The 14,891-nt window shown below is 57.8% G+C and carries 10 protein-coding genes; 8 read left to right on the top strand and 2 right to left on the bottom strand.

The annotated features are described in order from the left end of the window. Positions 1-250: 250 nt before the first annotated feature. Positions 251-1,723 carry a catalase gene (locus J2D75_RS12415; protein ID WP_207855133.1) on the top strand — a complete coding sequence of 491 codons (1,473 nt, stop codon included), beginning with the start codon at positions 251-253 and terminating at the stop codon, positions 1,721-1,723. A gap of 89 nt (positions 1,724-1,812) precedes the next feature. Here J2D75_RS12415 and J2D75_RS12410 read toward each other — a convergent pair whose 3' ends face one another. Further along, entirely contained in the window at positions 1,813-2,544 is a 732-nt protein-coding gene (locus J2D75_RS12410) for an SDR family NAD(P)-dependent oxidoreductase (protein WP_207855132.1), read from the bottom strand. Positions 2,545-2,774: 230 nt separating this feature from the next. Between J2D75_RS12410 and J2D75_RS12405 the strand changes: the two genes are divergently transcribed. The 7 genes from J2D75_RS12405 to J2D75_RS12375 all read left to right on the top strand — a co-directional run bounded on the left by J2D75_RS12405 (position 2,775) and on the right by J2D75_RS12375 (position 14,266). Further along, on the top strand, positions 2,775-3,704 hold the full coding sequence (locus J2D75_RS12405; protein ID WP_207855131.1) for an AraC family transcriptional regulator: 930 nt from the start codon (positions 2,775-2,777) through the stop codon (positions 3,702-3,704). Between the two features lie 719 nt (positions 3,705-4,423). Next, positions 4,424-8,659: an autotransporter-associated beta strand repeat-containing protein gene (locus J2D75_RS12400; RefSeq protein WP_207855130.1), complete on the top strand. Its 4,236-nt coding sequence runs from the start codon at positions 4,424-4,426 to the stop codon at positions 8,657-8,659. A gap of 196 nt (positions 8,660-8,855) precedes the next feature. Next, positions 8,856-9,599 (top strand): ImuA family protein, encoded by a 744-nt coding sequence (locus tag J2D75_RS12395; protein WP_207855129.1) that lies wholly within the window; start codon positions 8,856-8,858, stop codon positions 9,597-9,599. A gap of 115 nt (positions 9,600-9,714) precedes the next feature. Beyond that, positions 9,715-10,098 (top strand): hypothetical protein, encoded by a 384-nt coding sequence (locus J2D75_RS12390; RefSeq protein WP_243428734.1) that lies wholly within the window; start codon positions 9,715-9,717, stop codon positions 10,096-10,098. Positions 10,099-10,189: 91 nt separating this feature from the next. Continuing rightward, the gene (locus J2D75_RS12385; protein ID WP_207855128.1) at positions 10,190-10,777 is read left to right on the top strand and encodes a DUF1826 domain-containing protein; all 588 of its coding nucleotides are present in this window, start codon (positions 10,190-10,192) and stop codon (positions 10,775-10,777) included. A gap of 128 nt (positions 10,778-10,905) precedes the next feature. Further along, complete coding sequence (locus J2D75_RS12380; protein ID WP_207855127.1) at positions 10,906-12,033, top strand: DegT/DnrJ/EryC1/StrS family aminotransferase; 1,128 nt, start codon at positions 10,906-10,908, stop codon at positions 12,031-12,033. Positions 12,034-12,289: 256 nt separating this feature from the next. After that, positions 12,290-14,266, top strand: a complete 1,977-nt coding sequence (locus J2D75_RS12375; protein ID WP_207855126.1) for a methyl-accepting chemotaxis protein — start codon at positions 12,290-12,292, stop codon at positions 14,264-14,266. Positions 14,267-14,341: 75 nt separating this feature from the next. Here the strand turns inward: J2D75_RS12375 and J2D75_RS12370 are convergent, their stop codons facing one another. Continuing rightward, positions 14,342-14,887: a DUF5384 family protein gene (locus J2D75_RS12370; protein WP_207855125.1), complete on the bottom strand. Its 546-nt coding sequence runs from the start codon at positions 14,885-14,887 to the stop codon at positions 14,342-14,344. Between the last annotated feature and the right edge of the window lie 4 nt (positions 14,888-14,891).

Genomic DNA, 14,891 nt, shown 5'->3' with positions numbered 1-14,891 from the left:
GATTGTGCGAAAAGCCCTTCCTTGAAAAAGGAAGGGCTTTTTTGCGTTCAGAAAAGCCATTGCGGCCATGGTGCTCTCCCGTAAAGTAAGATGGCTGAACGCACTGTTTTTATGGCGTTATCGGTAGAATAAACCCTTCTTGGCCTGTTCCTGCTGCGGGTGGCGTAAACATCCGCCGGGTTGTGGGAACAGAAAAAGCGCTCAAAGCGTTTTACTCCTGATGCAGATTAATCAGGGGGGAAGAGTTCTCATGAGCGATAAAACAACTGACCGCCACGCATGGACGCATACAACGGAATCCGGCATTCCGGTTGCGAGCGACGAACACTCTCTTACTGTGGGGGCAGATGGCCCGATCCTGCTGCATGACCATTATCTGGTTGAGCAGATGGCGGCATTCAATCGCGAAATGATCCCCGATCGTCAGCCCCATGCCAAGGGCAGCGGCGCGTTTGGTACGTTTGAAACCACGCAGGATGTCAGCCGCTATACCTCGGCGCAGTTTTTGCAGCCGGGTGTTAAAACGCAGGTTGTCGCGCGGTTTTCAACTGTGGCAGGTGAGGCCGGAAGCCCGGACACATGGCGTGATCCGCGTGGCTTTGCCCTGAAGTTTTATACCGAAGAGGGCAATTTCGATATGGTCGGCAATAATACGCCGATTTTCTTTATTCGTGATCCGCTCAAATTCCAGCATTTCATTCACTCGCAGAAACGGCGGGTCGATAATGGCCTGCGTGATAACGACATGCAGTGGGACTTCTGGACGCTTAGCCCTGAAACCTCCCATCAGGTGACATGGTTGATGGGGGATCGGGGGATTCCGGCAAGCTGGCGTCATATGGACGGGTTTTCCAGCCATACCTATCTGTGGGTTAACGCGCAGGGTGAGCGTTTCTGGGTTAAGTATCATTTCAAAACTGATCAGGGGATCCGGTGGCTGACACAGGAACAGGCAGGCCGGATCGCGGGGGAGGATGCGGATTACCACCGGCGCGATCTGTATCAGGCCATCAAACGGGGTGAGTATCCGAGCTGGACGCTCAAAATGCAGATCATGCCTTATGAGGATGCCAAGACCTACCGTATCAATCCGTTCGATCTGACCAAGGTCTGGCCGCAGGGTGAGTATCCGTTGATTGAGGTTGGCAAGCTCACGCTGGATCGTAATCCCACGGATTTTCATACCCAGATTGAGCAGCTTGCTTTTGAGCCAAACAATTTTGTGCCGGGCACGGGGCTTTCGCCTGACAAGATGCTGCTTGGCCGCGCTTTTGCCTATGCCGATGCCCACCGGGCGCGGCTAGGCGTCAACTATAAGCAGATTCCGGTCAACGCGCCGCTCTGTCCGGTGCATGGATATGTCAAAGGAGGCACCATGCGGGTGCGTGAGGCGCGTGATCCGGTTTACGTGCCTAACTCCAAAGGCGGGCCAGTGGCTGACCCGCAACGTTTTCCTGAAAATGCCGTCTGGGCGGCGGATGGCGCGTTTGTGCGCGAGGCCTATACGCTCCGGCCGGATGATGATGATGTCAGTCAGGCCAATGTGTTGATTAATCGGGTTATGGATGAAGCAGCGCGCACCCGTCTGGTTAACAACATTGTCGGGCATGTGTTGCAGGGGGTGGAGGAGCCGGTGCTGTCGCGTGTTTTTGACTACTGGACCAATATCGACCCCGTTATCGGCCAGCGTGTGCGCGAAGGTGTAACAGCCCGCCGGAGCTAGACACGCCGCCGGCTATCAGGTGATAGCCCGCCCCCGCCGCCCCCCTGTGCCGTTATGACGGGGGAGGCGGGCTGCGGGGGCGGTGCGGATCAGGCCAGCAGCCCGCCATCGACCGCAATGGCCGTGCCGGTAATGTAGCTGGCCTGCGGGCTGGCCAGAAAGCCAACCGTGCGGGCAATATCTTCCACTTGGCCGTAAGCGCCGGTGGCGACAAAACCAGCGAGTGCTGCGGCGCCTTCGGTGTTGGCAGGGTTCATTTCCGTATCAATCGGCCCCGGTTCAACAACGTTGATGGTGATACCCTTTGGCCCGAGATCGCGCGCAACCCCCTGAGCAAAACCGCGCAGGCCCGCCTTGGTGGCGGTGTAAAGCGACAGGCCCGGAAAAGGCGCACGTCCGGCAAAGGCAGACCCCATCAGAATGATGCGCCCGCCTTTTTGCATGTGCTGCACCGCCTCGTGGGTTTCGACCATGACTGCGCGGATATTGAGGTTGAGCGTGTATTCAATGTCCTCAATACTCACAGCGTCGATGCTCTTGTGCGGATATGTACCCGCATTGCAGACCAGAACATCCAACCGGCCGAAATGCGCCACGGTTTCAGCAATAACGGCGCGGTTCCCCGCAAGGGTCGCGCCATCGGCCTGAATGGTCAGGGCGCGTCGGCCCATCTGGCGTATTTTGGCGGCCAGTTCTTCGGCTCGTGCGGCACTGCGGGCGTAAGAGATGGCAATATCAAAACCCTGTGCGGCCAGGTGTTCGGCCACGGCCGCGCCAATGCCACGGCTACCACCTGTTACAAGGGCGACGTGTTCTGTCATGTTGTTCTGTCCGTTACCGTTGGTTTTTCAAGAGCGGAGTTCCTGTATAATTTTCCCGCGCAGGCAGCGTAGCGGCATGGGCCATTATGGGCAGGTCTCCTGCGGAACAGGGCTGAAATGCCTTGTATCACGCGGCTTTTGTGGACTGTCCGGGCGATTGTCAGGTAGAATGATCTTCCATAAAAACTGTCTTATTTTCCATAATCAGCGTTAAACGGAATGGCCTGCGTATGCACGGATGCGAGATTTTGCCGCGTATCCAGACGGTTCTGGCCGCTCTGTGCCCGGCCAAAAGCCACAGGACAGACATTGATTTCCTGACCCTGTACAAAACAAGCCGCAAAACGGATCCCGTGCTGTTTGTGTACGAGCCACGGATTTATATTGTCATACAGGGGCAAAAGGAAATTTCCGTTCGCGACAGGCGCTACGTGTACAACGAGACACAGTACCTTGTTTCCACCATTGATATTCCCGTATCGGGCATGATTACCGAGGCCTCGCCCCAGCGGCCCTATCTGGCCATGTGCCTTTCCTTTTCTCCCATGGAGATTTTCGAAGTTATTTCCGGCATGGGTGGGCCGCCCGAAACCCTGCTTTCACCGCATTTTGGCATGGGGCTGAGCGAGCTGACACCAGAGCTGCTTGATGCCCTCTGGCGTTTGCTCGCCTGCCTGCCCGAGCCATCTGCGCGGCGCTTTCTGGCCCCCCGTATCAAGCAGGAAATCATTTACCGTATGCTGCATGGCGCACAGGGCAGCACATTATGTGAAATTGCCAATTACCGGAGCGATCTGTCGGGCGTAAACCGGGCTATCCTGTATTTACGCCAGCATTTCACGGAAAATTTTGAAATCTCCCTGCTGTCTGAACTGGCGGGCATGAGCCAGTCAAAATTCTATCAGCGCTTTCATGATGCAACGCACCTAACCCCTGTGCAGTACCGCTTACGACTGCGTGTGCAGGAGGCACGCCGGCTTATGCTACACGAAGGCCAGCGCGTGGCCGAGGCCGGTTTTAATGTTGGGTATGACAGCCCCTCGCAGTTCAATCGTGAATATCGCAAGCTCTTTGGCCTGCCGCCGCATGCGGATATAAAGCGCATCCGTGCAATTGGCATGGATCAATACCGCGCGGATAATGAAGAGGTCTGGCTTTAAGCCCGTAATCCAGCGGTAAAGGGTGTGGGCACGCTTGGGGCAGAGAGCCAGCCCAGCCGCCTGAGAGCGGAGAGAGCGGCCTGACGCATGGCGGGTGCCTGTTTTCTAGACCAAAAATCTTAAAAATGTAGAAATAATCCTAACACATCAGTTTTGTGTTGCCAGAAAAATGACCGTCCTCAATCCGGCGAATCGGTTGGCCTTTTTTGTGGGTGGCGTGGATTCGGACGTGTTGGAGGCTCAAAAGGAGCCTTTTTATAGAAATTGGAAAAGTTTCAGTCCTTTTGAGATATTTTTTTCATTAAACGCTTGGCGTATGAGGCAATACACAAATTTTCTCAAAAAATGCGATGGGTGGGGGTTGCCTGTTTTCGCTTCGGCACCTGCGAGCAGGCAAGGAAATCATTGGGGTGTGGCGCCAGAATGGCCAGAGACACGCTCTGCTGGCGGCTTAATGAATAGTGAAGAAATTCTGTTCAATATACGCCTATAAAATACTAATGATCAGTATCTTATTAATACAAGGATCACTATTAAGGTATTAATGGACTGTAAATATCAATTTGTGGTCTTGTTTTGTTGGTTGATGCTCATTTTATTCTGGTCTCGGGATATGAGATGGAGCGTCAGCAATGAAAAAACGACGTGTGCGCGTAGGCGCTTTTTTTATACCGGCAAACAGAACTAAAATGGTACTATTTCTGGCAATCAAAATAACCATGCCAGTTGTTGTTTCCGCCGTATGGATGAAACTGCCTCGTGCATACGCACAGCCGGTCGCACCCTATAATGTCGCGGCAGGCACAACAGCCGTTATTGACAAAAATACGACCATCAATACTGATTCAGCGTCTGTTTACGGGCAGTTGACGGTCGATGGTGGTGTTTTAAATGAGACAAGCACCAATACCGGTTCGCATAAAGTCGGTATTATTTATGTCAATGGTGCGGCTGCGGATAACGCCCTGCTTACGGTCCAGAATGGTGGCTCGCTGGTAACCGCCGTAGGCGGCAATATCGTGGCAGGTCTCGAGACCGGTAATTTTGGCACGCTGACAGCAACAGGTGCGGGTTCAAGCCTGTCTTCCACCTTCCTGCAGGCGGGTAATTATGGCGATGGCACGGTCAACATCCTCAATGGGGCGACAGCTACAGCCAACACAACCGTTATCGCCAATTTTCTCGGCACCACGGGCATCCTGAATCTTTCAGGCGCAGGCTCAACCCTGACGACAGACCTACTCTACGTTAATGGCGATGGGCATGGGGCTGTCACCATTGATTCAGGTGCACGGGCGGTTGTGAACGCACAGGTGATTTTCGGCTCGCAGGGGCCGGGGCATGGCGAACTCGATGTCCAGAACGGCGGCACGCTTTCGGTCGGCGGGGTAAACCGTATTGTCGATAACGAAGGGGCGGGCGGCAGCTATGTGTTCAAGATTGATAACGGCACGCTAGAAAACATTCAGTCCGATCTGGTTACGGCGGTGACAATCAATGTCGCCAATACGGCCACAATCCAGACCAACAACTTTGTAACCGGCCTGTTCGGCGTGCTGTATGGAACAGGCGGTGTTACCAAGGAAGGCAGCGGCACATTACTGCTGACCGCAGACAACACCTATACCGGGGCTACCACCATTGCACAGGGCGCGCTGCAACTGGGGTTGGGTGGCACTACGGGGTCTATTGCGTCTTCGGTTATTCATAACAACGGCATGCTGGTGTTCAACCGTAGTGATACGCTTGGCGTGGCCGGGGCCATTGATGGCACGGGCAATGTTGTGCAGGCCGGTAAAGGCACCACGGTGCTGAGTGCGGATAATACCTATACGGGTGCGACCACCATTATGCAGGGCACGCTGCAACTGGGGAATGGTGGTACCACGGGGGGCATCGCGTCATCGGCCATCCATAACGGTGGCACGCTGGTGGTAGACCGCAGCAACACGCTGGCTCTTGATGGCAAGATAGATGGCCAGGGCAACTTTGTGCAGGCTGGTAAAGGCACCACGGTGCTGAGCGGCGATAATACCTATACCGGTGCGACCACCATTGCGCAGGGCACGCTGCAACTGGGGGCGGGTGGCACCACGGGGTCTATTAGCGCCTCCTCGGCCATTCATAACAACGGCACACTGGCGGTGGATCACAGCAATACCACGGCACTGTCACAGAGCATCGACGGCACGGGTAACTTTGTGCAGGCTGGCACCGGCACTACGGTGCTGAGTGCGGATAATACCTACACGGGTGCGACCACCATTGCGCAGGGTGCGTTGCAACTGGGGACGGGTGGCACCACGGGGTCTGTCAGCGCGTCCTCGGCCATTCATAATAACGGCCTGCTGGTGGTGGATCGCAGTAATACGGCGGTGCTGTCACAGGTTATCGATGGCACAGGCAGCGTTGCGCAGGCTGGCACCGGCACCACGGTGCTGAGTGCGGATAATACCTATACGGGTGCGACCACCATTGCGCAGGGTACGCTGCAACTGGGGAATGGTGGCACCACGGGGTCTATTGCGTCTTCAACGATCCATAACAATGGTGCGCTGGTAACGGATCGCAGCAATACGCTGCTGCTGGCAGGCGCGATTGATGGCACGGGCAGCCTGAACCAGAATGGCACCGGCACCACAGTGCTGGGTGGGAACAATACCTATACCGGGGCCACCACTATTACGAAGGGTACGCTGCAACTGGGGAATGGTGGCACCACGGGGTCTATTGCGTCTTCAACGATCCATAACAATGGTGCGCTGGTAACGGATCGCAGCAATACGCTGCTGCTGGCAGGCACAATTGATGGCACGGGCAGCCTGAACCAGAATGGCACCGGCACCACAGTGCTGGGTGAGAACAACACCTATACCGGGGCGACCACTATTACGAAGGGTACGCTCCAGTTGGGGAATGGTGGCACCACTGGTGCGGTGGCCTCCTCGGCCATTCATAACAACGGCACGCTGGCGGTGAACCGTAGCAATACGGCGGTGCTGTCACAGGGTATCGATGGCACAGGCAGCGTTGCGCAGGCTGGCACCGGCACCACGGTGCTGAGTGCGAACAACACCTATACCGGGGCCACCAGCATTACGCAGGGTAAGCTCCAACTGGGGAATGGTGGCACCACCGGTGCGGTGGCCTCCTCGGTTATTCATAACAACGGTACGTTGGTGGTGGATCGCAGTAATACAGCGGTGCTGTCACAGGTTATCGACGGCACGGGTAACGTTGTGCAGGCCGGTAGCGGCACCACGGTGCTGAGTGCCGATAACACCTACACCGGCACGACCACCGTACAGAGCGGCGTGCTGGAAGTGGAAGGAGCCATTGCCTCCTCCACCGTGAATGTTCTGAGTGGCGCAGCACTGGTGGGAACCGGCACGGCAGGGAGCATGTCTGTGGCAGCAGGGGCAACTCTGGCCCCCACCGGTACGCGGGGGGTTCTCAACGTGCAGGGAAATCTGGAGATGAATGATGGCGCGACCCTGTCCGTGCATGAAAATCATCAGCCATCCGGCACGACAATGGCGGTGTACGGGCAGACATACCAGCAGCTTTATTCCGGCAGGGTGGCGGTGTCGGGTTCTACCGCGCTGACGGGAACGCTGAATGTCAATGTCATTCCCGGCACATTTCTTAAATCGCATGAGTATTACACGCTCATTACGTCTAGTGGCGGGTTTTCCAGCAAGACGGACGCGCTGCAAAGCAACCTTCTGAGCCTTTACACCTTTATTTCGCCCAGCCTCTATTACACCGGCAATGATCTTGATCTGCTGCTGTACCGCAATAACGTAACGTTCTCCTCCGTTGGGCAGACGCGCAACGAGCGTGAAGTCGCCCGGGTTCTGGACACTTTGCCCGAAAGCAATGCTGTCGTGCAGGGGATGGAAAGTCTGAATGCGGCGGATGCACGCCAGAGCATGAATGCGCTTTCGGGCGAACTCTATGCCTCGGCGCGCACAGCGCTTATTCAGGACAGCGTGTATGTGCGTCAGGCCGTGCTGGACAGGCTTGATACAGCCGATTGCCGAGAGGGCGACATGCGCGGGGCGATCCATACCGCCTCGCTGGCTACCGGTCGCAAGGATGAAGGCTGCCTGAGCGGGCAGGCCGTGCTGTGGGGCGAGGCCTATGGCGGGCTTGGCCGGAATAATGGCGATGGCAATGCCGCAAACATGCATCATTCCACAACAGGTTTTATTATGGGGATTGATGCGCCCATCATGGATGGCCGGTGGCGGATTGGTGGCCTGTTCAGCTATGGCCGCTCCATGTTCGATATCCAGAGCGGGCGTGGGTCATCGGGGCATAGCAACAACATTACCGTGGGTGGGTATGCTGGCACGCACTGGGGTAATCTGAACCTGAAACTGGGGGCGGCCTATACGTGGAACATGCTGAGCATGCAACGCAATGTGGCTATTTCCGATTATACCAGCCGACAGTCCAGCAGCTATTCGGGCGGCACGGCGCAGGCGTTTGGCGAGCTGGGTTACCGCTTCCATACCGGATACGGCACGATCGAGCCTTTCGGTAACGTGGCGTATGTCAATCTTGATACCAATGGCTATCAGGAAGAAGGCGGCGCAGCCGCCCTACAGGGGCGCGGGATGGATACAGGGGTGACGTTCTCCACCTTCGGGGTGAAAATGTTCAAACCCGTGCGGGCTGGCTCCCTGCTGCTGCTGCCGCATGGAACGCTGGCGTATCGGCGGGCCTTTGGTCAGCTCACCCCGACCAGCCACACCATGCTGGCCTCGGCCAACACTGGCGGGGGGATGGAGGTGGCCGGTGTGCCGCTGTCGCAGGATGCCGCAGTGGTGGATGCGGGGCTGAACATCCAGTTGACGGATCTGATTGATGTCGGGCTGTCCTATATCGGACAGTATGGCAACCAGTCGGTTGAAAGTGGCGCCATGGGGCAGGCGCATTTCCGCTTCTAGGGTGTGAGGTTACCCCCGGTGCTGCGTGCGCCGGGGGTAACACGCGCCGCCGCCGTGCAGAGTCGGGGGCTGAGCAGACGGGCAGTTTTGCCATCATATCAGCAGGATAGACGTAAGGGTGTGGCGGGCCGTGCGAAAAGGCTTGTGTTCTATTTTTGTTCTAGCGTAGGGAGAAAGGCGGAAAAGGAGCCACCCCATGCACCAGGACAAGACCGGCGCGCTCGCCCTCCTGCGCGAGAAAATCTGCCGTATGGAGCCTGCCCAACCCCCTTCAGCCGAGAGGCTGCCTACCGGCTTTGCCGCCCTTGATACCCATCTGGGCGGGGGGCTGGTGCCGGGTTGTGTTCATGAAATGTTCAGCACCGGGCCAGACCGGATACAACTGGCCCGGCCCGCCGCCTTTGTCGCCCATGTGCTGGCCCAGACCACCGGCCCCGTCATATGGGTGAGCGAGGATTATCCAGACCTGTCCGCGCCGGGTATCCGCCAGTCAGGTCTGAACCCCGGCCGCCTGCTCTGTGTCACCACCCGGCCGGGCGGGCTGGAAAACCTGTGCGAGGACGTGCTGAACGAACGGGGTGTCTGCGCGTTGGTGGCCGATCTGCGCACGCCGCTTTCTCCGGCACTGTTGCGTCGGCTGGTGCTGGCGGCGGGGCGGAGCCATGTCAGTGGCTTTCTGCTCTGCCGGGCGGCCGCGCTGGTGGCGGAGCCGCCCGCCAGTGCGCGCATGACCCGCTGGCGGATTGGCGGCGGGGCGGCGGCTCTGGCCCGCGCGGATTTTTCCGGCTTCTCGCCTGTTATGGGGGCTGAACGCCTGTCGGTGGAACTGTTGTGGCACAGAGATGGCCCCGGTGGCCCGTGGGGTGTCACCCCCACCCGGCAGGAAACCCCCTGCACACGCCCCATGCCGTGGGCGGGCGAGCACCGCGCCAGAGCCTGAACCGATAGCCTGCCCTGCCCGGCGGGATTGGACGGCACCGCCAATGTCTGGCACCTTCGGATGGCTGAATGGGGCGGTAGAGCCGTGTTCAGGCCATGCAGGAAAGGCAAATGACATGGGCAGGAAACGGTTTTTGCTGGGGGTCGGGTTTTTGCTGGCCATAGCAGCCCCCCCGGCGCTGGCGCAGGATAGTGAAGAAGATGGCGACTACACCGCCCTGACCAGCAAAACGACCAAAAATTCCGATGCCACCTGCATTGATTACCTGAACTCCGAACATGGCGGTTATTCGGGTAATAAAATGGAGGAATCCCGCCAGCTTGATCAAATTACCATTGGGCTGTCCAAAGCCATTCGGGATGAATGCCAAAAACACCCCAAGGAGCCGGTGCGCAAGGCGGTGGCCGATGTGAAGGACGCCTACGCAGCGGAACTGGCCGATATTCAGCGCAGAATGAAAACGCACGACGCCATAGCAAAAAACAGCAGCGGTTCGTAACCGCGCCTTGGCCGGGGCAGGGGGCGTATGGTTGCGGCCGCCGTATGGGGTATGTTATATTATAACATAACACTCATATGGAGAGACAGGAATGAGACAGGCCTGCCCAACCCGTCAGCTCTTTGCCGTTCCGCCGCCGCTTGAGCATATCAGCCGCCCCGACTGCCCGATCGCGCAGGAACCACGCCAGTTGAGCAACCCGCTCAAAGACGCCGTGGCGCGCTGGGTGGCTCATGGCCCCGACCTGTTTCTGAGCCGTGGCACGGTCGAAATCCTTGAAACCGAACTCCAGCCCCTCATGCCCGCCGGTACACTGCTGCTGGTGGAAGATATGCTGGCCCTCGCCCGCCGCTATCAGCAGGTGTCGGGGGTGCACGAACTGCGCTTTCGTCTGGAAAAAATCGACCACGATAGCTGCCGCCGCTTTCATGTGGATCAGGTGCCCCTGCGGATGTTGTGCACCTATGCTGGCCCCGGTGTGCAGTGGCGGCATGCCAGCGACCAGCTTATTCATAAAACCCCCACCGGGTGGCTGACGCTGCTCAAGGGCAGGCTTTACCCCGGATGGGGCGCGGCACAGGCTGTCCTGCACCGCTCGCCCCCTCTGTCCGGCCTGAAAATGCCCGTAACACGCCTGCTGCTGACACTCGATCACCCCGATGTCTGCGGCATGAACTAGGGTAAGCGGGTTTGCACAAGGGATAAGGGCCGCGCGGGGCAGCCCCGCCCGTGCCGGATTTGCCTTGTGCGGGGGAGCCGGTATGAATTGAGGGGCGAACCCAACCTGATTTTGCGTGAGACCCACCCATGTCCATCGCCTTTATTGATCTTGCTGCCCAGAAACGCGTTCTGGGAGATCGTATTACAACCGCCATGGAGCGGGTGCTCGGCCATTGTGGTTTCATCAACGGGCCGGAGGTCAGAGCCTTTGAGGAGCAGCTCGCGGCGTTTTCAGGCGCACAGCACGCAATAGGCTGCGCCAATGGCACCGATGCGCTGATGCTCGTGCTGATGGCCGAAAATATCGGGCCGGGTGATGCGGTGTTCGTGCCGTCCTTCACGTTTGTGGCTACCGCCGAGGTGGTGCCGTTTTTGGGAGCGACCCCGGTTTTTGTGGACGTGCACGAAGAGACGTTCAACATGGACCCGCAGAGCCTCGAGGCCGCCGTGCAGACAGCCCTGCACAAGGGCCTGAAGCCGCGTGCGGTTATTCCGGTCGATCTGTTCGGGCTTTCCGCTGATTACGATGCGCTGGTGCCGGTGGCCAGACAGTACGGCCTGACGGTTATTGCCGATTCGGCGCAGGGGTTCGGGTGTTCCTATCATGGTCGCCGTAGCGGCACGCTGGGCGATTACACGACCACGAGCTTTTTCCCCGCCAAGCCGCTGGGCTGTTATGGCGATGGCGGCGCGATCCTGACGGACAACGCCGAAAAAGCTGCCCTTATCCGGTCGCTGGCGGTGCACGGCACCGGCACGGACCGGTATGACAATGTGCGGATCGGGGTCAATAGTCGGCTTGATACGCTTCAGGCTGCGATCCTGAGCGAGAAGCTGGCGATTTTTGAGGATGAAATCGCAGCGCGCAACCGCATTGCCGACCGCTACGCACAGGGGCTTGCCGGGGTTGTCAAAACACCGCGCACACCGCAGGGGCTGGTGTCGGTCTGGGCGCAATATACCGTGCGTGTCCGCCACCGCAGCAGCTTTGCCGAAAACATGAAGCGGCTTGGGGTGCCAACAGCCGTTTATTACGCAACGCCGCTGCATGAGCAGACGGGCTACAAGAGCTTTCCCGTATCGGATGCGGGCCTGCCGGTCAGCAATGTGCTGTCGCAGGATGTCATCAGCCTGCCTATGCACCCCTATCTGGATGAGCAGACGCAGGACCGCATTATCGAGGCCGTGAAAGCCTCCTGCACCGATACGCTCTGAGCGCCCGGCCTGTTGGCAGGGGGTAAAAATAGCGGTTTTTCTCATGCCCTGCGCCGTGCTGGTGGCGGGGTATGAGTGCTGGCATACTCCGTATAACTGTCATACTTATATCACATATCTGTCAGCGGCGGTTCTGCCCCCCTAACCCGCTGGACAAGAAGATTGCCCATAATTATTGGCTTATTAAGGGGTAGGGTGCGTTCCAGGCGTGGGCCTACACCCTGTCTGAAGAGACAATTTTATGATGATGGAAACCATGTCTGATCTCTCTGCCCTGTCAGCTCAGGGCAGTGATCCGGTTCGGGTTATCAGAACCAATGCGCGCCTTCAGGATATAACGCAGGACAGCTTTTTCTTTGCTGATCAGCCTGCGCGGTTGGCAGTGGCCTATATCTCGCCACATAACGACTTTCAGGCAACGCTCAGCGCACTCCAGCGCCTTGCCGGGCAAACCACGCTGATCGCAACCATGACAGCAGGGGAACTCTGCACGCAGGGTGGGGCCACGCGCACGCCGCTCTATAACGATACCCGCTCCGCGTGGGATGATGTGGTGATCCAGCTTTTCAGCCCCGAGATGGTTGAGGCCGTGTCTGTGCACACCATCGCGCTTGATGAGGGCGAGGGCGCATCCTCCACCGTCCCGCCCGATATGCGGGTTGCGCACATACAGGATCAGCTTTCGCGCATTGCCCTGCCTTTTGTCATCAATCCGCAGAATACGCTGGCCGTTACCCTTATAGACGGGCTGGCAAAAGCCGAAAATTATTTTGCCGAGGCGCTGTACAAGGCCGAAAGTTTTCCCTGCGCCTTTATTGGCGGGTCTTCCGGCGGCACACTCGATTTTCGTGAAACAGCCCTGTTCGATGGGCGGCGCGTTGTGCGTAATCATGCGGTTCTGGCGTTTCTCAAACTCGCACCGGATTTCGCATTTAGCATTTTCAAGACGCAGAATTTCGTCAATACCGGTCGCTCCTTCATCGTAACCGAGGCCGATGCGGGCAGCCGCATGGTGCGCTCGGTTCTGGATCGGCAGAGTGTTACGGTCGTCAATATTCTCGACACCCTTGCGGCACTGATGTCATGCCGTAAGGAAAAAGTGTTCGAAGCACTGGAAGATTACACATTCGCCCTCTCAATAGAGGGGGAGCTGTATATCCGCTCCATTTCCGGCATTGATGTCGCGCAGGGGCTGGTGTCGTTCTACGCCGATATTAATGTTGGCGATGAGCTGTTCTTGCTCAAATCAACCGATTTTAACGAAACAACCCGATCCGACCTGCGTAACTTCCTTAAGGGCAAGCCGCAGCCGGTCGGGGCTATTCTCAATGACTGTATTCTGCGCCGCCTGAACAACGCCAACCACCTGCGCGAGCTTGATGGCATGTGGCCCATGCCTGCCGCCGGTTTTTCATGCTTTGGTGAGTTCTTCGGCATCAACATGAACCAGACCCTGACCGCCGCCGTGTTTTTCCGGCTGGAGGAAGGCGAGGTTTTTCACGATGAGTTCATTGAGTTCTTCCCTGTCTATTATGGCCGTTATTCGCAGTATTTTTTGCAGACCCGGCTTAACCAGCAGAAAATCCTCAACGATATTCGCAAGGGGCTGATCGAGCGCATGGTGGATTTTATCCGCCGCACCGCCCAGAGCAGCCTTGAGCTGGAGCAGATGGTCAAACAGACTGAAGCCGTACGCACCACGATGGAAAGTGTCCGAGCCGAGCTGCACGCCCGTATGCAGGGCATGGCCAGTGATGACCAGAAAGGCGTGCTGGAGCAGGAGTTTCAGAATGTCGTACACAGAACCAAGGAACTGTTCGATATTGTGACCATTCTGGAGAAAATCTCGCTCCAGACCAATATCCTGTCCCTGAATGCGGCGGTGGAGGCGGCACGCGTGGGCGAGCAGGGCAAGGGCTTTGCCGTGATCGCCAGCGAAGTGCGTATTCTCGCACAGCACACCAAGGAGAGTCTGGGCAAGAGCGCGCAGGCGCTGGTGGGGGTTAAAAGCTCAACCGGCGTGCTGGGTGAGCATATTGAACAGTCGGAAAAAAAGCTGGCCGAGGCGCGGGATAACTATGGCGAAATCTTTGCGCGTATCGGCAACATGTTTTCGTCTTTCGAGCAGATTAACGAGGTGATGAACTCGGTGGAGGAAATGTCGCACCAGCAGGCGCAGCTTATCCGCACGGTAGAAGACGATATCGCTCATCTGCGTAAAATCGAGCAGTAAGGCCCGCTTCCGGCCGGGGCTTAAAGTAGCGCCCGGCCGGGAAAGGGTCATGCCCCGTTATGGGGCATGATCGGCTTAGTGAAACCAGCCAGATTCTTTTTTGACAGCCGCCTGGCCGTGCAGTTCGGCGGCGTTGCCTTCTTTTTCCAGCATGGTTTTGGTGCCTGAAGACAGGGCGCGGTTGGCATCGGCTTCCGACTGGGTCAGATCAGTCTTGGCTTTCTGCTCGTTCAGCTTGCTGTCGATCATATCGTTCTCACGCGAGACGACGGTTTTCTTGGACTGGATATCCAGCGAGCGGTCTTCGAGTTCAAGAGCGCGCAGCTTGTCTTCATACGCATCGTCACGCGCCTGACGGGCATCCTTGCGGGCGCGTTCCTCAGCCGCGGCACGGGATTGGGCCGCCTGACGGGCAGCCTGTGCCCGGGCCTGTGCCTGTGCCTGTGCACGTGCGGCGGCCTGAGCCTGAGCCTGCGCCTGCATGGCCTGATAGTCATTGCGTTGCTGGGCCGCGTCCACAGCGTCGATCTGATCCGTCAGCGACTGTGCCTGAACGGCGCCGGGCGCAAGGGCGGGCAGGAGCAGGGGCAGCAGCAGGGCGGCCCGCACAACATGTTTCATGATC

This window comes from Acetobacter suratthaniensis (genome assembly GCF_017377745.1).
GTDB lineage: Bacteria > Pseudomonadota > Alphaproteobacteria > Acetobacterales > Acetobacteraceae > Acetobacter > Acetobacter suratthaniensis.
Note: the sequence above shows the minus strand (reverse complement) of the source record. Positions and strands in the feature narration are given on the sequence as shown.